The following is a 19,735-nucleotide window of genomic DNA, read 5'->3' as shown; positions in this document are numbered from 1 at the left end:
CGGCACGCCGCGTCACCCCGTACTTCGTAAGGAACGATCACGATGACCTCACCAGAACCAGATTCCGATCGCCACAGGCATCACCAGCCACACCAGCAGCACCGCTCCCATGCGCCGCACGGCGCGCACCTGCACCGTTCGCTCGACTACCAGCAGCCGGCCGGCCTGTTCACGTCGCTGAAGATCGAGCTGTCGGCGCTCATCGTCATCGCGACGATCCTCGCGTTCTTCGTCGCCTGGTTCCTGATGAAGGCCGGCTTCAACGGCTGGTTCGCGATGCCGATCGCGATCGTCGCGACGATGATCTTCACGTACTGCTTCAGCCGGGGACTGACGGCGCCGCTGCGCCAGATGCGCAAGGCCGCCGAGGCGATGGCCGAGGGCGACTATACGGTGCGCATGCGCGTGGACACGAACAGCCACGACGAGATCTCGCAGCTCGCGCGCTCGTTCAACGAGATGGCCGAGGAACTCCAGCACGCCGACCAGATGCGCCGCGACATGGTCGCCAACGTCAGCCACGAGCTGCGCACCCCGGTCTCGGCGCTGCAGGCGATGGTCGAGAACATGGCCGACGGCGTCGTGGAGCCCACGCCGGCCAACCTCGAGAACATCCTGCGCCAGACGCACCGGCTGTCCGACCTCATCGCGTTCCTGCTCGACCTGTCGCGCATGGAGGCCGGCGCCGCCTCGCTCAACGTCGAGGAATTCGACTTCGCGACGTTCGTCAACGACACCGTCGGGCCGCTGCAGTTCGCGGACACCGGCAACCACACGATCGAGCTGAGGATCCCGGACGGCATCCGCATGGAAGGCGACCAGAACCGCCTGCGCCAGCTGTTCACGAACATCATCGCCAACGCGCTCAAGCATTCGGCCGACGAGACGTCGGTGCTCGTCGAGGCCCACGAGGATCCGCTCGAGGAGACCGTCGTCACCAACGTCGTCAACTTCGGCTCGCAGATCCCGCGCGAGGTGCGCAGCGACATCTTTCGCCGCTTCGTCAAGGGCAAGTCGGGTCCCGGCACCGAGTCCGGCGGCACCGGCCTGGGCCTGTCGATCGCGCGCTGGGCCGCCCAGCTGCACGGTGGCACCGTCCAGGTCGTCGACGACGACCGCGGCGTCGACTTCGAGATCGTCCTGCCGAAATACCACGACGGCGCCGTCGACTAGCGGATCGCCGGAGGCGGGACGGATCGTTTCTTATTGAGAATCATTGTCATTAATGAATTGTACAATGACCGCCGTCGGCGCGGATGTCTTTCCGGACTGCCGGACGACAGTATTTCCAACGTTCCTGGAACGATTCACCACGAGGAAGGTGGCAGGCGGTGACCAGTCACGACGACGACCGCGCAACGCGGCCGTGGACGCAGGAGCCGGTGCGCGATCCGGCCATTTCGCTGCGCGACGTTTCCATACGCCGCGGCGGCAGGACGATCTGGTCGGACGGCACGTTCGACATTCCCGCCGGTACCGTCACGGCGATCGTCGGCACGAACGGCGCCGGCAAGACGACGCTGATGAAGGCCGAACTCGGCCTCATCCCGATCGCCGGCGGCACGATGAAGGTGCTCGGCCGCGCGCCGGGGCAGATGAACGCCGAGATCGGCTACGTGCCGCAGACCTATGTCTCCGAGATCGATTCGAGCCTGACGGCGGAGCAGTCGGTGCTGCTCGGCCTGACCGGCACGCGGTTCGGCATCCATCCGGTCACCCGCAAGCAGAAGGAACGCGCCCGCGAGGCGATGGACTTCATCGGCATCGGCCAGTTCGCAAAGTACCGGCTCGCCGACCTGTCCGGCGGCCAGCGCCAGCGCGTCGCGATCGCGCAGGCCCTCGTCGCCGATCCGAAGCTGCTCATGCTCGACGAGCCGCTCGCCAACCTCGACCTCGCCAGCCAGCGCGCCACCGTGCATATCCTTGCCAAGCTCAACCGCGAGCTCGGCATGACGATCCAGGTTGTCGCCCACGACCTCAACATGCTGCTGCCGATCCTGACCGGCGCCGTCTACCTGCTCGACGGCCACCCGCACTACGCGCCGCTCAACCAGGTCCTCGACTCCGACCTGCTCACGCACCTGTACGGCACCGACGTCCAGGTCGTCACGACGCCGCAGGGCGATATGTTCGTCACGCCGTCGCTCGACCGGCCGGCCGGCAGCGAGGTCGACGTGCACAGGCCCGACGAGGTCGCCGAATTCCACCGCCACGGTCACGGCCTTGTCGGCCATGGTCACATGCACCAGCTGATCGGCCTGCGCCGCGGGGGCGAGGACGGCGCGGACGACGGCGCCGACGGCAGCGCGGGCGCCAATGCAGACGGCGGTGCAAACGCCGGCAACGACGGAAAGGACGGCGCGCGATGAGTTCCTTCACCTACGATCCCGACTGGATCTCGACGCTGGGTGCGTCGTTCATGACGAGGGCGTTCGTCGCCGGCCTGTGCATCGCGGTCGCCGCCGGCGTCGTCGGCTACTTCACGATCGCCCGCCAGTCGACGTTCGCCGCGCACGCGCTCGCGCACATCGGCCTGCCGGGCGCCACCGGCGCCGTGCTGCTCGGCCTGCCGGTGTCGCTGGGCATGGGCGTGTTCGCGCTCGGCGGCGCGCTCGTCATCGCGGCGCTCGGCAAGCGCGCCTCGCAGCGCGAGATCGCCACCGGCACCGTGCTCGCGTTCGCGACCGGCCTGGGCCTGTACTTCGCGAGGATGTCGAGTTCGGCGTCGCAGCAGTTCCAGTCCATCCTGTTCGGCTCGATCCTGACCGTCACGCCGGACCAGATCCGCGGCTTCGTCATCTTCGACGTCGTGCTGCTCGCCGTCTTCGCGATCGTCTACCGGCCGCTGCTGTTCAGCTCGCTCGACGAGCAGGTCGCGCAGGCCAAGGGCGTGCCGGTCGGCGTCATGAACGTCGTCTACATGGCCATTCTCGCCGGCGTCATCACGATCGCCGTGCCGGCCGTTGGCACGCTGCTGATCTTCGCGCTCGTCATCACGCCGGCGGCGACGGCCAACATCGTGACGGCGTCGCCGTTGCGCGCCATGATCGTCTCGACGGTGCTGTGCCTGCTCGCGATCTGGGGCGGCCTTGTCCTCGCGACGATGTTCCCGGCGCCGCCGAGCTTCGCGATCGTCACGCTGAGCACGCTGTTCTGGGCCATCGCCAAGCTCGTCGACTACCTGCGCCGCAAGTAGCCGGACGCCGTACATGCAAAAGGGCCCCCGCCTGCGGGGGCCCTTTCGCGTTGGAATTCAGTCGGACGACGACGCCGAGGCGGACGACGACGCGGAGGCCGTGCCCTCGTCGGTCGTGGCGCTGGCGGAGGCTTCGTCGCCGGAGGCCTGGCCGTCCTTGAAGTCGGAGACGACCTCGTTGACGAGCGCGGTCACCCAGTCGGTCAGGTTGACGTAGTCGGACGGCATCTGCTCGGTCACCTCGAGCACGTCGATGCCGTTGGTCTCGGCGAGCGAGACGAGCTCCTTCGTCGTGTCGTTCTCCTCCTGCGAGTTGTTGACGAGCAGCTCCACGCCCTTGTCGTTCAGGAGGTCCTGGAACGCCTTGATGTCGGAAGCGGCCGGCTCGGACTCGTTGCTCATCGCCTGCGCGAAGCCGGTCGGCGTCGCGTCGGACAGTCCCAGGTCGCTCATCAGGTAGTAGGCGATCGACTCGGTCGCGGCGTACTTGTCGCCGGAGTAGGCGTCCGCGAAGCTCGACATCGTCTCGTCGAGCGTCGTCTCCTTCTGCTGCCACGCGTCGTAGTTCGTCTGGAACGTGTCCTTCGCGTCCGGGCGCAGCTTCGTGAACGTCTCGAGCAGCGCCTTGGCGACGGCGTCGCGGGCGTCCTTCGAGAACCACAGGTGCGGGTTGTCGCCGTCGATGGCGCCGACGGTGTCCGCGACCGAGATCCTCGTCGCGCCGGACGCCAGCGTCTTGTCGGCCCAGGTGTCGTAGCCGGCGCCGTTGACGAGGACGACGTCCGCCTTCTCGAGCTTGGCGACGTCGGCCGTTGTCGGCTCGAAGTCGTGGGCGTCCACGCTCGTCGAGCTCAGGATGCTCGTGACGTCGACGTAGTCGCCGCCGATCGCCGCGGCCAGCGAACCCCACTGGTTGAGCGAGGCGACGAGCGTGATCGGGTCGGACGATTCGGTCGTCGTCGTGCCGGTCGTCGGTTCGCCGGCGGACGAGCCGCCGCAGCCGGCGACGGCGGCGCCGACGGCCAGCGCCGCCACCGCGGCGACGAGCGTGCGCAGCAGGTGAGCTTTCTTCATGGTTTCCCCCTCGACGTGTGGAGAATCGTTCTATATTTTTTCGATATCGCACGATTCGTCCGCCAATTTGCAACGATTCGCCCCGGTCCGCCGAACAAGACCGGCCGGCGCGAGGTTGGTCGGCGGCGGTAAGGTCTTGGTCCAGATATTTCGGACGGAGGTACGCTGATGGCAATCATACTCGACGGCAAGCGGACGGCGGCGGCAACCCGGGCAAAACTTGCCGACAGGGTAGCGGCGCTGAAGGCCGCCGGCCTGCAGCCGGGACTGGGCACGATTCTCGTCGGCGAGGATCCGGGGTCGCTCAAGTACGTCGCGGGCAAGCACCGGGACTGCGAGGAGGTCGGCATCAGGTCGCTGCGCATCGACCTGCCGGCCGACGCGACGGAGCGCCAGGTCCTCGACGCCGTCGAACAGTTCAACGACGATCCGGCCTGTACCGGCTACATTGTCCAGCTGCCGCTGCCGGACCACGTCGACCAGAACGCCGTCATCGACGCGATCGACCCGGCCAAGGACGCCGACGGCATGCATCCGGCCAACCTCGGCGAGCTCGTGCTGCACGTCGGGGGAGGAGACTCGCTGGCGACGCCGCTGCCGTGCACGCCGCGCGGCGTCCTCGAATTGCTCGGCGACTACGGCATCGGGCTCGACGGCGCCGAGGTGTGCGTGCTCGGCCGCGGCATCACGATCGGCCGCACGATCGGCCTGATGCTGACGAGCCGCGCCGTCAACGCGACGGTGACGCTGTGCCACACCGGCACGAGGGACATCGCCGCCCACACCCGCCGCGCCGACGTCGTCGTCGCCGCGATGGGCTCGGCCGGTTTCGTGACCGCGGACATGATCCGCGACGACGCCGTCCTCGTCGACGTCGGCGTCTCCCGCGTCTACGACGAGGCCGAGGGGCGCTGGCGCGTCCGCGGCGACATCGATCCGGGCTGCTACGACAAGTGCCGCGCCTACACGCCGAACCCCGGCGGCGTCGGCCCGATGACCCGCACGATGCTGCTGGAAAACGTAGTCGAAATGGCCGAACGAATCGTGCGGTAAATGAAGTTTCTACGAAACGCAAGATGATGGTCCAACCGGAGGAGCCGGACGATGTCGTTCTCGAGCGTAGGCTTGGCCGAACGGCCTCGAGTGTCTCGAGAACGGCAACGCCGCCGTCCTCCCGCGCCGGAACAAGACGACTGGAACGACACGCCCGAAATTTTCTCCACGAAATCTTCCACGGGGCCGGGTAGTATTGACAACCGTATGTGTCAAGCGGCGCATCGGCATAACTGAAGATCGATTTTATCCACAATTTCTAGTTGTAAGAAACCACTGTACATGGCAGAAAACAATAACGAAGTCACCAAGGTTGCCCTGAACGACATCGGCACCGTCGAAGACTTCATCAAGGCAGTCGACTCCACCATCAAGAACTTCGACGATGGTGATCTGGTCGAGGGCACCGTCGTCAAGGTTGATCACGACGAAGTCCTCCTGGACATCGGCTACAAGACCGAGGGTGTGATCCCCTCCCGTGAACTTTCCATCAAGAAGGACGTTGACCCGGATGAGGTCGTCGAGGTCGGCGACACCATCGAGGCCCTTGTCGTCACCAAGGAAGACAAGGAAGGACGCCTGATCCTGTCCAAGAAGCGCGCCCAGTACGAGCGCGCCTGGGGCGACATCGAGAAGATCAAGGAAGACGACGGCGTCGTCGAGGGCACCGTCATCGAAGCCGTCAAGGGCGGCCTCATCGTCGACATCGGCCTGCGCGGCTTCCTGCCGGCGTCGCTGGTCGAAATGCGCCGCGTCCGCGACCTGTCCCCGTACATCGGCCAGAAGATCAAGGCCAAGATCCTCGAGCTCGACAAGAACCGCAACAACGTGGTCCTGTCCCGTCGCCAGTACCTCGAGGAGACGCAGTCCGAGGTCCGCGAGACCTTCCTGTCGCAGCTCAAGAAGGGCCAGATCCGCGAAGGCGTGGTCTCCTCCATCGTCAACTTCGGCGCCTTTGTCGATCTTGGCGGCGTTGACGGCCTGATCCATGTCTCCGAGCTGTCCTGGAAGCACATCGACCACCCGTCCGAGGTCGTCAAGGTCGGCGACAAGGTCACCATCGAGGTGCTCGACGTCGATCTCGATCGCGAACGCATCTCCCTGTCGCTCAAGGCGACCCAGGAAGATCCGTGGCAGCGCTTCGCCCGCACCCACGTGCCCGGCCAGATCGTCCGTGGCAAGGTCACCAAGATCGTCCAGTTCGGCGTGTTCATCTCCGTCGAGGACGGCATCGAGGGCCTGGTGCACATCTCCGAGCTTGCCAACCGTCACGTCGAGAATCCGGAAACCGTCGTCAAGCCGGGCGAGATCGTCTTCGTCAAGGTCATCGACGTCGACCTGGACCGCCGCCGCATCTCGCTGTCCCTCAAGCAGGCCAACGACTCCGTCGATCCGGCTTCCGAGGACTTCGATCCGGCGCTGTACGGCATGCCGGCCGAGTACGACGAAGAAGGCAACTACAAGTACCCGGAGGGCTTCGACCCGAACACCAACGAGTGGATTGCCGGCTACGAGCAGCAGCGCGAAGAGTGGGAAAACCAGTACGCCGCCGCCCACGACCTGTGGGAGCAGCACAAGGAATTCGTCGCCCGCGAGCTCGAGAACGCCGAAGCTTCGGCCGCCGAGGACGGCCAGGCTTCGTCCCGCGAGGAGAAGGTCGAGGAAGCCTCGAACTACTCGTCCGAGAACACCTCGAACGGCACCCTCGCCGACTCCGACCAGCTGGCCGCCCTGCGCGAGCAGCTGCTGAGCGAGAAGAAGTGAGCTGACCGCCAGGCCTAGCCTTGCTTGTGCCGGAGGGCCCCGTCAGGATTATCCTGACGGGGCCCTCCGCGTTTTGCTGCCGATGTCACGGACCCGAGCCTGCGGCTCGGGTCCGTGACATCGTAGTGGAGGCTAATATGGGCACCGTGAACGTGTTGCGGATTGGATTGACAGGCGGGATTGCCGCGGGGAAGTCGACGGTGTCGGAGAGGCTTGCGGAGCTCGGGGCCGTCGTCGTCGACTATGACGTGCTCGCGCACAACGTCGTCGAGCCGGGGTCGCCGGTGCTGGACGAGATTGCCCGGCAGTTCGGCGCCGGCTCGCTCAACGCCGACGGCTCGCTGGACCGGCGCTGGCTGGCCTCGCAAGTCTTCGGCGACGATTCTCCCGCCGGCAACCGCGAACGGTTGATGGCCATCGAATACCCCGCCATCTTCGCCCTCGCGCAGGCCACCGAGGACGCCGCGATCCGACGGGCCGGCGGCGACGTCCTCGTCGTCGTCCACGACGTGCCGCTGCTCGTGGAGGTCGTCGACGAACTGCCGTTCTCGTTCGACCACGTCGTCACCGTCGAGGCGCCGGAGAAGGAGCGCGTGCGGCGCATGATCGCCACGCGCGGCATGACGGCCGGCGAGGCGGTCGCCCGGATCAACAGCCAGCCGACGGCTGCCCGGCGTCTCGCCATCAGCGATACCGTCGTGGACAGCACCCGGCCGCGCAACGCTATGCTGAAGCAAGTGGATGAGCTGTACGAATCGTGGCAGCGCGAAGCGGAAGAATCGAGCCGATAACCCATGACGGAAATTGAACGCACCAACCGGCCGTTTGTCGTCAAGTCTCCCTACCAGCCCAGCGGCGACCAGCCGCAGGCGATCGAGGAGCTGGCGACGCGCATCGAGAACGGCGAGAACGACGTCGTGCTGATGGGCGCGACCGGCACCGGCAAGACGGCGACGACGGCGTGGCTCGTCGAGCGGCTGCAGCGCCCGACGCTGATCATCGAGCCGAACAAGACGCTGGCCGCGCAGCTGTGCGCCGAGTTCCGCGAACTCATGCCCGACAACGCCGTCAGCTATTTCGTCAGCTACTACGACTACTACCAGCCGGAAGCCTACATTCCGCAGACCGACACGTACATCGAGAAGGACTCGAACATCAACGACGATGTCGAGCGGTTGCGGCATGCGGCGACGGCGAATCTGCTCACGAGGCGCGACTGCGTCGTCATCGCGACGGTCAGCTGCATTTACGGCCTCGGCACGCCGGAGGAGTACGCCGGCCGCATGCTGTTCCTGAAGCAGGGCCAGGAAATCAACCGCGACGACCTGCTGCGCACGTTCGTCGACATGCAGTACAAGCGCAACGACATCGCGTTCACGCGCGGCACGTTCCGGGTGCGCGGCGACACCGTCGAGATCATTCCGGTCTACGAGGAGCTCGCCGTCAGGATCGAATTCTTCGGCGACGAGATCGACCGCATCTCGATGCTCCATCCGCTGACCGGCGACGTCATCAGGGACGAGGAAAGCGTCCATATCTTCCCGGCGTCGCACTACGTTGCCGGCCCGCAGCGCATGGAGCGCGCGCTGGCGTCGATCCAGCAGGAACTCGACGAACGCGTCGCCGAGCTGAAGAAGCAAGGCAAGGAACTCGAGGCGCAGCGCCTGTCGATGCGCACGACGTACGACCTCGAGATGCTCTCGCAGGTCGGCGTCTGCTCCGGCGTGGAGAACTATTCGCGGCATTTCGACGGCCGCGCGCCCGGCACCCCGCCGCACACGCTGCTCGACTTCTTCCCCGACGACTTCCTGCTCGTCATCGACGAAAGCCACGTCACCGTCCCGCAGATCGGCGCGATGTACGAAGGCGACGCGTCACGAAAGCGCACTTTGGTCGAGCACGGCTTCCGCCTGCCGAGCGCGATGGACAACCGGCCGCTCAAGTGGCCGGAGTTCCTCGAGCGCGTGGGCCAGACCGTCTACCTGTCGGCGACGCCGGGCGACTACGAGCTGGGACTGTCCGACGGCGTCGTCGAGCAGATCATCCGCCCGACCGGCCTCGTCGACCCGAAGATCGACGTGCGGCCGGTGGAGGGGCAGGTCGACGACCTGCTCGCCGAGATCAAGGACCGCGTGGCCAGGAACGAGCGCACGCTGGTGACGACGCTAACGAAGAAGATGGCCGAGGACCTGACCGACTACCTGCTCGAGCGCGGCATCAAGGTCGAATACCTGCACTCCGACGTCGACACGTTGCGCCGCGTGGAGCTGTTGCGGCAACTGCGCGAGGGCAAGATCGACGTCATCGTCGGCATCAACCTGCTGCGCGAGGGCCTCGACCTGCCGGAAGTCTCGCTCGTCGCTATCCTCGACGCCGACAAGGAAGGATTCCTGCGCTCGTACCGCTCGCTGATCCAGACGATCGGCCGCGCCGCCCGCAACGTTTCCGGCACCGTCATCATGTATGCCGACGACGTCACCGAGGCGATGGACAAGGCGATCTCGGAGACGAACCGCCGCCGCGAGATCCAGATCAGGTACAACGAGGAACACGGCATCGACCCCAAGCCGCTGATCAAGAAGATCTCCGACGTCAACGACATGCTCGCCAAGGAGGACGTCGATACCCAGGAGCTGCTCGAGGGTGGCTACAGGAACGCCAACAAGGCCGGCAACTCGCACCTGGGCGTGCCGGACGTCAGCGAGGCCGACATCGACCGGCGCCACGAGGAAATCCTCAAGGCCGGCCTGCCGGCGCAGGATCTTGCCGACCTCATCCGCCAGCTGTCCGACCAGATGCACACGGCTGCCGAGCAGCTGCAGTTCGAGCTTGCCGCCAGGCTGCGCGACGAGATCAAGGGCCTGAAGAAGGAGCTGCGGCAGATGACCGAGGCGAAGAGGTAACGGACGACGCGCGGAACGGGACGTAACCCGACGGAGCCGCGCGGAACCGGACTGCGGCGGGGGAGGTCGACGGCCACCCCCGTCAACCATGTGAGACGGCGAACCGTTTTACCGTGGAATGTAACGCCGATTCGTCATCGAGGGTTCCTATGCTGGGTGGCTATGTCCGAAACCCCATTCGCCTTCATGCTGGTCACCTACATCGTGCTCGCGGTCTTCTTCGTCGTCGACCTCGCCGTCATCGGACGGCGGCCGCACGTGCCATCGACCGGCGAATGCGTCCGCCACATCCTGTTCTTCGTCGTCTGCGCGCTGATCTTCGGCGGCCTGATGTGGTGGGTGGCCGGTTCCGGCCCGGCGATCGAGTTCTATTCGGGCTGGCTCACCGAATACTCGCTGAGCATCGACAACCTGTTCGTCTTCGTCATCATCATGTCGAACTTCGCCGTGCCGAAGAAGCTGCAGAAATACGTGCTGTCGGTGGGCATCGCGATCGCGCTCGTGCTGCGCGGCGCGTTCATTCTCGTCGGCGCGGCGCTGATCGAGCGGTTCACGTGGATCTTCTTCCTGTTCGGCGCGTTCCTGATTTACACGGCCGTCAAGGTCGCGAGGGGAGAGGACGACGAGGAAGAGTTCCACGAGAACGCCCTGATCCGGTTCATGCGCAAGATCTCGCGCGTCTCCGACGACTACGACGGGACGAGGCTGCGCATCGTCGACAAGAAGGACGGCCTGAAGTACTGGACGCCGATGCTGTTCGTCCTGCTGACGATCGGCACGACCGACGTCATGTTCGCCTGCGATTCGATTCCGGCGATCTTCGGCCTGACGAAGGATCCGTTCATCGTGTTCACGTCGAACGTCTTCGCGCTGCTCGGCCTGCAGCAGCTCTACTTCCTGCTCGGCGCCATGCTCGACAAGCTCGTCTACCTGCCGGCCGGTCTGGCGATCGTGCTCGGCTTCATCGGCGTCAAGCTGATCATGGAGGCGCTGCACGGCAACTCGTTGCCGTTCATCAACGGCGGTCACGGCATCGAGGCCGTGCCGGAAATTCCGACGTGGCTCTCGCTCGCCGTCATCGTCGTCGCGATCGGCGGGGCGGCCCTCGCGTCGGTGATCAAGATGCGCTCGATGAAGAAATGTGAGCGGTAACAGAAACCGGCGTTTTCCGCTGGGGAAGGTGGGGGTTCCGGAGTAGACTGGTGTGCGACTGTTGGGCCACGAGGGCCCGGCGTTACACAGAAAAGGGTATGCATTCATGCGCAAAGCAAAGATTGTGGACACCATCGGTCCCGCCACCGAATCGCTCGAGAACCTGACCAAGCTGGTCGAGGCGGGAATGGACGTCGCCCGTCTGAACCGTTCGCACGGCACGCCGGAGGACCACCTCCGCGTCTACAACAACGTGCGCGAAGCCTCGAAGACGACCGGCCGCAACGTCGCGGTCCTCGTCGACCTGCAGGGCCCGAAGATCCGCTGCGGCTGGTTCAAGAAGAACGCCGACGGCGAGGACAAGGTCCAGCTCAAGGCCGGTCAGGAATTCATCATCACGACCGACGACATCGAGGGTGACGAGCACATCACGTCCTGCACGTTCAAGGGCCTGCCGGGCGACTGCCACGCCGGTGATCCGATCCTGATCGACGACGGCAAGGTCCGCCTCGAGGTCACCAAGGTCGAGGGCAACAACGTCTACACGAAGGTCGTCGTCGCCGGACCGGTCTCCAGCCACAAGGGCATCAACCTGCCGGGCGTCGCCGTCTCGCTGCCGGCCCTGACCGAGAAGGACGAGGACGACCTGCGCTGGGCCATCCGCACCGGCGCCGACATCATCGCCATGTCGTTCGTCCGCTTCGCTTCCGACATCGACCGCGCCCACGAGATCATGGACGAGGAAGGCCGCCGCATCCCGGTCGTCGCGAAGATCGAGAAGCCGCAGGCCGTCGAGAACCTCGAGGACATCGTCAAGGCGTTCGACGGCATCATGGTCGCCCGTGGCGACATGGCCGTCGAGATGCCGTTCGAGGAAGTCCCGCTGGTCACCAAGCGCTGCATCGAGCTGGCACGCCAGTACGCCAAGCCGGTCATCGTCGCCACCGAGGTCCTGGGCTCCATGGTCCACTCGCCGGTCCCGTCCCGCGCCGAGGCTTCCGACTGCGCCAACGCCGTCCTCGACGGTACCGACGCCACGATGACCTCCAACGAGACCGCCGTCGGCGATTACCCGACCGACACCGTCATCACGATGTCCCGCATCTCGGGCTATGCCACCGAGCACGGCTTCGACCGCATCCCGAAGCTGAACAACCTCGACATGTCGTCGACCGGCGCCGTTTCCTCGGCCGCCGTCGATCTCGCCGACAAGCTCAACGCCAAGGCCATCGTCGCCTACACGCAGACCGGCTCCACCGTGCACCGCGTCTCCCGCGAGCGTCCGGCCACCCCGATCTACGGCCTGACGACGAACGAGCACACGTTCCACTGGCTGGCCCTGTCCTGGGGTGTCGAGGGCGTGCTGCTCTCCGATGACTACCACGACATGTCCCGCAAGGACCTGATGATCTTCACCGACAAGGTCCTGCGCGAAGAGGGCAAGGTCGCCAATGGCGACAAGATCGTCGTGCTGAGCTCCGCCCAAGGCGAGCACCAGCCGGGCCGCACCGACTCGATCTACGTCCACACCGTCGGCGCCTGCGACTGAGCAAACGCTGCGACTGAGTGAACGACTAGCCTGACGCGAAAGGCCGGTTCCCTTGCGGGAACCGGCCTTTGTCGTTGTTCGTTGGAGAGTGCCCCGAGTGGGACTCGAACCCACACTGCGCAGATTTTGAGGCTGCTTCCTCTACCGATTGGGATATCGGGGCGCATCGTTCGCCGCCTTGCAAAGCCGGCGGCGGCAACAGAAGCGAGCTTACCCGAAGCCGGCGAAAAGTCAAGTTGTCCGGCAGGCGCAACCGTGGAACCGGCCGTGGGACAATCGACCATTTCGCCCGCAAATGGAATAGAATTGGCCGCAATGCTTTTGATCGACTGACATTGCCGGCGAGGTGAGTTGCGCCGGCGACGACAGCCAACGAAGGGAGACAAGCATGACGAAGGAAACATACCGCCGCTTCGACCCGTGGCGTTCCACGCCCCTCAAGGAAGAGAGCCGCGAGTCGATCGTCTCGAACCATTATTTCAACGTCGACCGCGTGGCGTTCAATTCGAACGAGGTCGGTCGCTTCGAGCGGCTGCTGCTGCACAAGAACAACGGCGACTCGGTCGGCGTCATCGGCCTGACGCCGGACGGCAAGATTCCGCTCGTCGAGCAGTACCGTATCCCGGTGCACCGATGGACGCTCGAGATTCCGGCCGGCCACGCCGTCAAGAAGTCGGAAAGCCCGCTCGAGGTCGCCAAGCGCAAGCTGTACGAGGAAGTCGGCTACGAGGCCGCGAACTTCGTCCAGTTCTGCCGCTTCATCAACACACCAAGCTTCTCGAACCAGTGCACGTCGCTGTTCTTCGCGTCCGGCCTCAAGGAAGTCGGCGACGGCGGCATCACTGACGCGACGCGTTCGTACGTGCGCTTCTACACGCCGCAGGAAGCCTACGACATGGTGCTCAACGGCACGATTCTCGATGCCAAGTCGGTCATCGCCATCCAGCGTCTCTACCATTCGCCGGACTACATGGTCGCCGAAGAGGTGCCGGAAGTCTAGCCGGACGGATCCGGCTGGCCGGTCCCGTCCTTTTCTTTTCCTGCGTCGCGAACCCGGGCTCCGAAGCCCGGGTTCGCGGCATTCGGGGAGGGACGATTCGTCCGACGTGACCGGAGTCACATGCCTTGTCGGGGGCGCAGGGCGTGTTCTCCGGCGCCATGTTGCGCCGGAGTGTAAGATGGAACCTTGGATTGCGCCGGGCAGAAGGAACCGCGCCGGCGCGACAACGAAGAGCATTGGGAACATCGAAAGAATCAACATGGCAGAAACCAAAACCAACGATCAGGAAGTGCTGAGCGCCGAGGAACTGGACGCCGTCGCCCAGGCCGCCGACACGGACTCGACCGATCAGGTGGCCGCCGAGGCCACCGAGGCCGAGCCGGCCGCCGACCGCAAGCGTACCGTCGTCGTGGCCGAGGACGAATCGGTCAACAGGATGGATCTCGTCGCCATGCTCGAGGACAACGGCTACGAAGTCGTCGGCGAGGCCGCCAACGGCGAGGAAGCGGTCGACCTGACCCGCGAACTCAAGCCGGATGTCGTCTGCATGGACGTCAAGATGCCGAAGATGGACGGCATTACCGCCGCCGGCATCATCTGCGACGAGAACATCGCCCCGGTCGTCATGCTCACGGCCTTCTCGCAGACCGATCTCGTGCGCCAGGCGATTGGCGCCGGCGCGATGGCCTACGTCACCAAGCCGTACGAGGAGTCCAAGCTGATGCCGGCGATCGAGGTCGCGATGGGCCGCTTCGCCGAGATCAACGACCTGCTCGATTCCGTCGACCGCGACGAGAAGGAGCTCGAGGAGACCCGCGAGGCCCTCAAGGACACCGAGGCCAAGCTGCAGAAGGCCGAGGACACGCTCGAGGAGCGCAAGCTCGTCGACCGCGCCAAGGGCCTGCTCATGGACAAGGCCAACTTCACCGAACAGGGCGCCTTCCGCTGGATCCAGAAGACGTCGATGGACCAGCGCATTCCGAAGAAGCGACTGGCCCAGGCCATCATCGACAAGTACGGCGAGCCCAAGAAGCCGGCCGCCGACGCCGACGCCGAGTGACCCCGCCGGCATATGCCGGCGTGACAGGTGATCATTGGAAAACAGTGGCGGTTCGTCCGCCACTGTTTTCGTATGTGGCGGCTGTGGTAAGACTGTACCTATGAGTGAATCGACAGAACCCGCCGCCGAACGCGGCACGCTGCTCGTCATCGACGGCCATTCGCTGGCGTTCCGGGCGTTCTACGCGTACCCGGTCGACAGCTTCTCGAACGGCAAGGGCCAGGCGACGAACGCCGTCTACGGCTTCCTCGTCATGCTGGCCGACGTCATCCGGGACGAGCATCCCGACCGGCTCGCCGTCGCCTTCGACGTGCGGGGCGGCACGTTCCGCGACGAAATGCTCGGCCAGTACAAGGCGACGAGGACGGCGCCTCCCGAGGATTTCCTCACGCAGCTGCCGCTCATCCAGCAGGCGCTGACGGCGCTTGGCGTCACCTATCTCGAGAAGCCTGGCTACGAGGGCGACGACATCATCGCCACGCTCGCGACGATGGGGGAGCGGGACGGCTACTCGACGCTTGTCGTCTCCGGCGACCGCGATTCGTTCCAGCTCGTCGACGACAGGACGACGGTGCTGTACCCCGGCTACCATTTCTCCGACCTCAAGCGCATGACGCCGGCCGCCGTCGAGGAAAAATACCATGTCACGCCGGCGCAGTATCCCGACCTCGCGGCGCTGCGCGGCGAGACGAGCGATAACATTCCCGGCGTTCCGGGCGTCGGCGACGGCTTCGCGGCCAAGTGGCTCGCGCAGTACGGCTCGCTCGAGGGCGTTCTCGAGAACGCCGACAAGATCAAGGGCAAGAAGGGCGAGGCGCTGCGCGAGAACATCGAGCAGGTGCGGCTCAACCGCCGCGTCAACGCGCTCGTGCGCGACCTCGACCTCGACGTGTCGATGGACGAGCTCGCGTTCGGCAATGTCGACGCCGCCGCGACGACGGCGCTGTTCGACGAACTGCAGTTCGGCAAGAACAGCCGTCGCAAGATCCTCACGTATTTCGGCCGGCGAGGCGACGGCGCCGCGGACGGTGGCGGCACCGCCGGACGCGATTCGCGCGTCGGACGTCGTCCTGCTTCCGGCACCAGTGGCGCCGTCTTTTCCGACGGCGTCGTCGGCACGGGCGACTCGGTCGAGATCGCGACGACCGTCGACGAGATCGCCACGGCGCAGGACCTGCGCGGCTGGGCTGCCGGACACCTGACGGTCCCGGCCGCCGCCGGGGCCCCCGACAATGCGGACCGGACGGACGTCGTCGCCGAACTCGACCATGCGTCCGACCGCTGCGTCGACGACGTGGACCGCTCGTGGAGCCTGCTGGCGGACGGATCGCCCAAGCCGGGCGCATCGTCGCTGGTCTCGGTGACGCTGCTCGCCGCCGACGGCCACGCCGTGACCGTCGCCACCGCCGACGCGACCACCGACGCGGCGCTGCACGACGCATTGCAGGACGTCCTCGACCGGTATGCGGCGACGGCGGCCGTCCACTCGCTCAAGGAGACGATGCACATGCTCGCGGCCGGCGGCTACCGGCTGCCGATGCCGCTATTCGACACGAAGCTTGCCGGCTACCTGGTCGAGCCGGACTTCTCCGGCGCCACGCTCGCCGACTACACGCAGCATTTCCTCGACGTCACGCTCGCCGACATGACCGGCGACGCCGCCGACGGCGAGGGGGAAACGCAGGGCACGCTCGACCTGCTGTTCGCCGATGACGATTCCTCCGACAAGACCGGCGGCCTGTCGGACGACGCGCGCGCCACGCAGGCCGCGAAGGCCGCGCTCGTCGCCGCGCTCGCCCGGCACCTGGCCCCCGAACTCGAGCGGCGCGAACAGGTCGACCTGCTGCGCGTCGTCGAGATGCCGGTGTCCGTCGTGCTGTTCCGGATGGAACAGGTCGGCGTCGACGTCGACCGGCAGCGCTTCTCGACGATGCTCGCGACGTTCTCGGAAGAATCGTCCAGGATGGAGCAGCTCGCCTGGCAGGCGGCCGGCCACGAAGTCAAGCTCAAGTCCCCGAAGCAGCTCGGCGAGGTGCTGTTCGGCGAGATGGGCCTGACGCCGACGAAGAAGACGAAGAAGGGCGCGCCGACGACGAACGCCGCCGCCCTCGTCAAGCTGTACGCGACGAGCGAGGAAGGCACGCCGGCCAACGAATTCCTCGGCGCCGTGCTGCGCTTCCGCGAGACGAACAAGCTCGAGCAGATCGTCCAGTCGCTGACCGACGCCGTCAACCCGGCCGACGGCCGCATTCACACGACGTTCGAGCAGACCGTCGCCGCGACCGGCCGCCTGTCGTCGGTCGACCCGAACCTGCAGAACATTCCGAACCGCAACGCCGAGGGCCGCGAGATCCGCTCGGCGTTCGTCGCCGGCCCCGGCACCGTTAGCCCGCTCGTCGTCGCCGACGGGCTGCCCGCCGGCGTCGCCCGGGCCACGAAGGCGACGGAGGCGTACCGCGAACGCCGCGACGTCGACTTCACGTCGCTGCTCAGCGCGGACTACTCGCAGGTCGAACTGCGCATCATGGCCGACCTGTCCGGCGACGAGGCGCTCATTGACGCGTTCAAGTCCGGCGTCGACTTCCACCGGTATGTCGCGTCGCTCGTCTACGGCATCCCGGCCGACCGGATCACGCCCGACCAGCGCAGCCACGTCAAGGCGATGAGCTACGGCCTGGCGTACGGCCTGAGCTCGTACGGCCTGTCCCAGCAGCTCGGCATCACGCCGCACGAGGCCGACGCGCTGAAGGCGCAGTACTTCGCCGTGTTCGGCAAGGTGCACGACTACCTCGAGTCGCTCGTCGCGACGGCCCGCAAGCGCGGCTACACCGAGACGATGTTCGGCCGGCGCCGCTACTTCCCAGCGCTCGCGTCCGCGAACCGGACGGCCCGCGAGGCGGCGGAACGCGCCGCGCTCAACGCGCCGATTCAGGGCTCGGCCGCCGACATCATGAAGATCGCGATGATCCGCGCCGAACGGATGCTGCGCGAGGGCGGCTACTTGAGCCGCATCGTGCTGCAGATCCACGACGAACTCGTCGTCGAGCTGGCGCCGGGGGAGACCGACGCCGTGACGGCGCTCGTCCGCGACGCGATGGAACACGCCGTCGATCTCGCCGTGCCGCTCGATGTCTCGACCGGCGTCGGTGCCGACTGGCAGCTCGCCGCCCACTGAGCCGGAACCGGTCCCGGCTCCGGCGACCGCACGGCGCGGCCAGCCAGTGACATGACATGACCGGTCAACAGCACGACTAGCGAAAGGACAAGCACATGGTGCAGCTCAATCAGGTCGTCGACGTCCTCGAGACGCTCTATCCGCTGCGGTACGCCGAGGACTGGGACCATCCCGGCCTCATCGTCGGCGATCTCGCCGACCAGGTCCACCGCATCGTCTTCGCGGCCGACCCGACGACGAAGGTCATCGACGACGCGATCGCCTCCGGCGCCGACCTCGTCGTCACGCACCATCCGCTGTTTTTCCGCGCCGTCCACGAAGTGTCCGGCAAGGGCTTCCGCGGCGAAATCGTCGCGAAGCTCTACCGCGCCCACTGCGCGCTGTGGGTGGGCCACACGAACGCCGACGCTGCCTGGCGCGGCGTGGCGCAGGCCGCCGCCGACACGTTCGGTCTCGTCGACCAGGTGCCGATGGTGCCGATCGCCGACGACAGCGTGCCGCACGCCGTCGGCGAGGGCCGCGTCGGCGAGCTCGCCGAGCCGATGACGCTCGGCGACTTCGCCCGCAAGATCGCCGCCGCGCTGCCGCGCACCGAATACGGCGTGCAGGTCTCCGGCCCGCTCGACATGCCGGTGAAGACCGTCGCCGTGCTGCCCGGATCCGGCGACTCGATGTTCGGCGAGGTCAACGCGCTCGGCGTCGACGTCTACGTCACCAGCGACCTGCGCCACCATCCGGCCACCGACGAAATGCAGCAGTCCTACTACGAGGCCGCGATGCGCGGCCGCGGCATTCCGCTTGGCCACGGACCGGCCGTCATGGGTGGCGGCCACGCGGCCGGCGCGCTCGGCGAGGCCGCGACGGCCGTGCGTCCGGCGCTGATCAACACGCCGCACAGCGCCATCGAGTCGCTGTGGTTCAACTACGCGCTCGTCGACGTGCCGGCGGCGATCGAGCGCGTCTGCGGGGAACGCGTCGAGGCGCGCTGGGACCGCCAGCGCACCGACCCGTGGGACCTGGCGATCAGGAACTGAACGACGACGGTGACGGACGGAGAAGGAACGGGGCGACGATGGCGACGGTGACAACGGACGAGCGGCACGGCGACGGCGAGACGGCCGGGGCGCAGGTCGACATGGACATTCCGGCGACAATCCTGTCGTCGGTCACGCGCTACCGCGGCGCCATCTTCCACGTCGACGACCGCGCCGTCGCGCTGCACCTGACGGACGGCGGCGAGAGCGTCATCCGCCGGCAAGTCGTCGTCCACGCGCCAGCCGTCGTCATGCTCGTCCACGACACGGCCACCGACCGCTACCTGGTCGAACGCGAATACCGCGCCGGCGCCGACGCCTACGTGCCCGGACTGCCCGCCGGACTGATCGACGCCGGCGAGGACACGCTCGCCGCGGCATTGAGGGAACTGCGCGAGGAAACGGGCGTCACGCCGGCCGGACGAATCGTCCTCGACGGCAAGACCGCCGGCAGCTGCGACGGCACCGGCGAGTTCCGGCCGGCGACCGGTGGCGAGAACGGCGACGATTCGCCCGTCGGTGCCGAATTCGAGACCGTCGGCGCCTACTATTCCTCCGAGGGCATGAGCGACGAGCTCGCCCACGTCATGATCGTCCGGCTGCGCCGATGGCGAACAGGAGCCACGCACTTCGACGGCGACGAACACGTCGAATCCGGCTGGAAGAGCTGGAACGAGGTGCAAACGTTGCCAATCACCGCCTCCAACAGCAGAATCGCCATCTTGCAGGAAGAACTTAACCGACTGTGCAAACGTTAGCAGGATAACGCCCCCGT

Annotated in this window: 15 protein-coding genes and 1 tRNA gene; 14 read left to right on the top strand and 2 right to left on the bottom strand. The window is 66.3% G+C overall.

Annotation, left to right across the window (positions count from 1 at the left end):
• Positions 1 to 42: 42 nt before the first annotated feature.
• From F6S87_RS01440 to F6S87_RS01430, 3 genes are all read left to right on the top strand, one after another.
• Positions 43 to 1,173: a sensor histidine kinase gene (locus F6S87_RS01440; RefSeq protein ID WP_163226892.1), complete on the top strand. Its 1,131-nt coding sequence runs from the start codon at positions 43 to 45 to the stop codon at positions 1,171 to 1,173.
• Between the two features lie 209 nt (positions 1,174 to 1,382).
• Positions 1,383 to 2,369 (top strand): metal ABC transporter ATP-binding protein, encoded by a 987-nt coding sequence (locus tag F6S87_RS01435; protein ID WP_331270757.1) that lies wholly within the window; start codon positions 1,383 to 1,385, stop codon positions 2,367 to 2,369.
• On the top strand, positions 2,366 to 3,196 hold the full coding sequence (locus F6S87_RS01430) for a metal ABC transporter permease (RefSeq protein ID WP_163226890.1): 831 nt from the start codon (positions 2,366 to 2,368) through the stop codon (positions 3,194 to 3,196). Before F6S87_RS01435 ends, F6S87_RS01430 begins: the two co-directional genes overlap by 4 nt.
• A 57-nt stretch (positions 3,197 to 3,253) precedes the next feature.
• On the opposite strand, the gene F6S87_RS01425 is transcribed toward F6S87_RS01430, so the two are convergent.
• Positions 3,254 to 4,270, bottom strand: a complete 1,017-nt coding sequence (locus tag F6S87_RS01425; protein ID WP_163226889.1) for a metal ABC transporter solute-binding protein, Zn/Mn family — start codon at positions 4,268 to 4,270, stop codon at positions 3,254 to 3,256.
• A 168-nt stretch (positions 4,271 to 4,438) separates the two neighbouring features.
• Between F6S87_RS01425 and F6S87_RS01420 the strand changes: the two genes are divergently transcribed.
• The 6 genes from F6S87_RS01420 to pyk all read left to right on the top strand — a co-directional run bounded on the left by F6S87_RS01420 (position 4,439) and on the right by pyk (position 12,691).
• A complete protein-coding gene (locus tag F6S87_RS01420) occupies positions 4,439 to 5,323 on the top strand; it encodes a bifunctional methylenetetrahydrofolate dehydrogenase/methenyltetrahydrofolate cyclohydrolase (RefSeq protein WP_163226888.1) in 885 nt (294 codons plus the stop codon).
• A gap of 282 nt (positions 5,324 to 5,605) precedes the next feature.
• Positions 5,606 to 7,087, top strand: a complete 1,482-nt coding sequence (rpsA, locus tag F6S87_RS01415; protein ID WP_163226887.1) for a 30S ribosomal protein S1 — start codon at positions 5,606 to 5,608, stop codon at positions 7,085 to 7,087.
• Between the two features lie 137 nt (positions 7,088 to 7,224).
• A complete protein-coding gene (gene coaE, locus F6S87_RS01410) occupies positions 7,225 to 7,878 on the top strand; it encodes a dephospho-CoA kinase (RefSeq protein WP_163226886.1) in 654 nt (217 codons plus the stop codon).
• A gap of 3 nt (positions 7,879 to 7,881) precedes the next feature.
• Positions 7,882 to 9,990, top strand: a complete 2,109-nt coding sequence (gene uvrB, locus F6S87_RS01405; protein ID WP_163226885.1) for an excinuclease ABC subunit UvrB — start codon at positions 7,882 to 7,884, stop codon at positions 9,988 to 9,990.
• Positions 9,991 to 10,152: 162 nt separating this feature from the next.
• The gene (locus tag F6S87_RS01400; protein ID WP_163227527.1) at positions 10,153 to 11,142 is read left to right on the top strand and encodes a TerC family protein; all 990 of its coding nucleotides are present in this window, start codon (positions 10,153 to 10,155) and stop codon (positions 11,140 to 11,142) included.
• Between the two features lie 106 nt (positions 11,143 to 11,248).
• Positions 11,249 to 12,691: a pyruvate kinase gene (gene pyk, locus F6S87_RS01395; RefSeq protein ID WP_163226884.1), complete on the top strand. Its 1,443-nt coding sequence runs from the start codon at positions 11,249 to 11,251 to the stop codon at positions 12,689 to 12,691.
• A gap of 89 nt (positions 12,692 to 12,780) precedes the next feature.
• Here the strand turns inward: pyk and F6S87_RS01390 are convergent.
• Positions 12,781 to 12,854, bottom strand: a tRNA-Leu gene (locus F6S87_RS01390).
• 225 nt (positions 12,855 to 13,079) lie between these two features.
• Between F6S87_RS01390 and F6S87_RS01385 the strand changes: the two genes are divergently transcribed.
• The 5 genes from F6S87_RS01385 (at position 13,080) to F6S87_RS01365 (ending at position 19,718) form a co-directional block, all read left to right on the top strand.
• The gene (locus tag F6S87_RS01385; RefSeq protein ID WP_163226883.1) at positions 13,080 to 13,691 is read left to right on the top strand and encodes an NUDIX domain-containing protein; all 612 of its coding nucleotides are present in this window, start codon (positions 13,080 to 13,082) and stop codon (positions 13,689 to 13,691) included.
• 259 nt (positions 13,692 to 13,950) lie between these two features.
• Entirely contained in the window at positions 13,951 to 14,751 is an 801-nt protein-coding gene (locus tag F6S87_RS01380) for an ANTAR domain-containing response regulator (protein ID WP_163226882.1), read from the top strand.
• Between the two features lie 100 nt (positions 14,752 to 14,851).
• Positions 14,852 to 17,926, top strand: a complete 3,075-nt coding sequence (locus tag F6S87_RS01375) for a DNA polymerase I (protein ID WP_163226881.1) — start codon at positions 14,852 to 14,854, stop codon at positions 17,924 to 17,926.
• Between the two features lie 95 nt (positions 17,927 to 18,021).
• Positions 18,022 to 18,960, top strand: coding sequence for a Nif3-like dinuclear metal center hexameric protein (locus F6S87_RS01370; RefSeq protein WP_163226880.1), 939 nt, complete (start codon positions 18,022 to 18,024; stop codon positions 18,958 to 18,960).
• A 38-nt stretch (positions 18,961 to 18,998) separates the two neighbouring features.
• A complete protein-coding gene (locus F6S87_RS01365) occupies positions 18,999 to 19,718 on the top strand; it encodes an NUDIX hydrolase (RefSeq protein ID WP_163226879.1) in 720 nt (239 codons plus the stop codon).
• The last annotated feature ends 17 nt before the right edge of the window (positions 19,719 to 19,735 follow it).

It is taken from the genome of Bifidobacterium choloepi, from assembly GCF_010667615.1.
GTDB lineage: Bacteria > Actinomycetota > Actinomycetes > Actinomycetales > Bifidobacteriaceae > Bifidobacterium > Bifidobacterium choloepi.
Note: the sequence above shows the minus strand (reverse complement) of the source record. Positions and strands in the feature narration are given on the sequence as shown.

Excerpts from the sequence above, each read along its gene's own strand:
- pyk (WP_163226884.1), top strand. The coding sequence starts at position 11,249 with ATGCGCAAAGCAAAGATTGTGGACACCATCGGTCCCGCCACCGAATCG.
- F6S87_RS01365 (WP_163226879.1), top strand. The coding sequence starts at position 18,999 with ATGGCGACGGTGACAACGGACGAGCGGCACGGCGACGGCGAGACGGCC.
- rpsA (WP_163226887.1), top strand. The coding sequence starts at position 5,606 with ATGGCAGAAAACAATAACGAAGTCACCAAGGTTGCCCTGAACGACATC.
- F6S87_RS01425 (WP_163226889.1), bottom strand. The coding sequence starts at position 4,270 with ATGAAGAAAGCTCACCTGCTGCGCACGCTCGTCGCCGCGGTGGCGGCG.
- F6S87_RS01440 (WP_163226892.1), top strand. The coding sequence starts at position 43 with ATGACCTCACCAGAACCAGATTCCGATCGCCACAGGCATCACCAGCCA.
- F6S87_RS01370 (WP_163226880.1), top strand. The coding sequence starts at position 18,022 with ATGGTGCAGCTCAATCAGGTCGTCGACGTCCTCGAGACGCTCTATCCG.
- F6S87_RS01400 (WP_163227527.1), top strand. The coding sequence starts at position 10,153 with ATGTCCGAAACCCCATTCGCCTTCATGCTGGTCACCTACATCGTGCTC.
- F6S87_RS01380 (WP_163226882.1), top strand. The coding sequence starts at position 13,951 with ATGGCAGAAACCAAAACCAACGATCAGGAAGTGCTGAGCGCCGAGGAA.
- F6S87_RS01430 (WP_163226890.1), top strand. The coding sequence starts at position 2,366 with ATGAGTTCCTTCACCTACGATCCCGACTGGATCTCGACGCTGGGTGCG.
- coaE (WP_163226886.1), top strand. The coding sequence starts at position 7,225 with ATGGGCACCGTGAACGTGTTGCGGATTGGATTGACAGGCGGGATTGCC.
- uvrB (WP_163226885.1), top strand. The coding sequence starts at position 7,882 with ATGACGGAAATTGAACGCACCAACCGGCCGTTTGTCGTCAAGTCTCCC.
- F6S87_RS01375 (WP_163226881.1), top strand. The coding sequence starts at position 14,852 with ATGAGTGAATCGACAGAACCCGCCGCCGAACGCGGCACGCTGCTCGTC.
- F6S87_RS01420 (WP_163226888.1), top strand. The coding sequence starts at position 4,439 with ATGGCAATCATACTCGACGGCAAGCGGACGGCGGCGGCAACCCGGGCA.
- F6S87_RS01385 (WP_163226883.1), top strand. The coding sequence starts at position 13,080 with ATGACGAAGGAAACATACCGCCGCTTCGACCCGTGGCGTTCCACGCCC.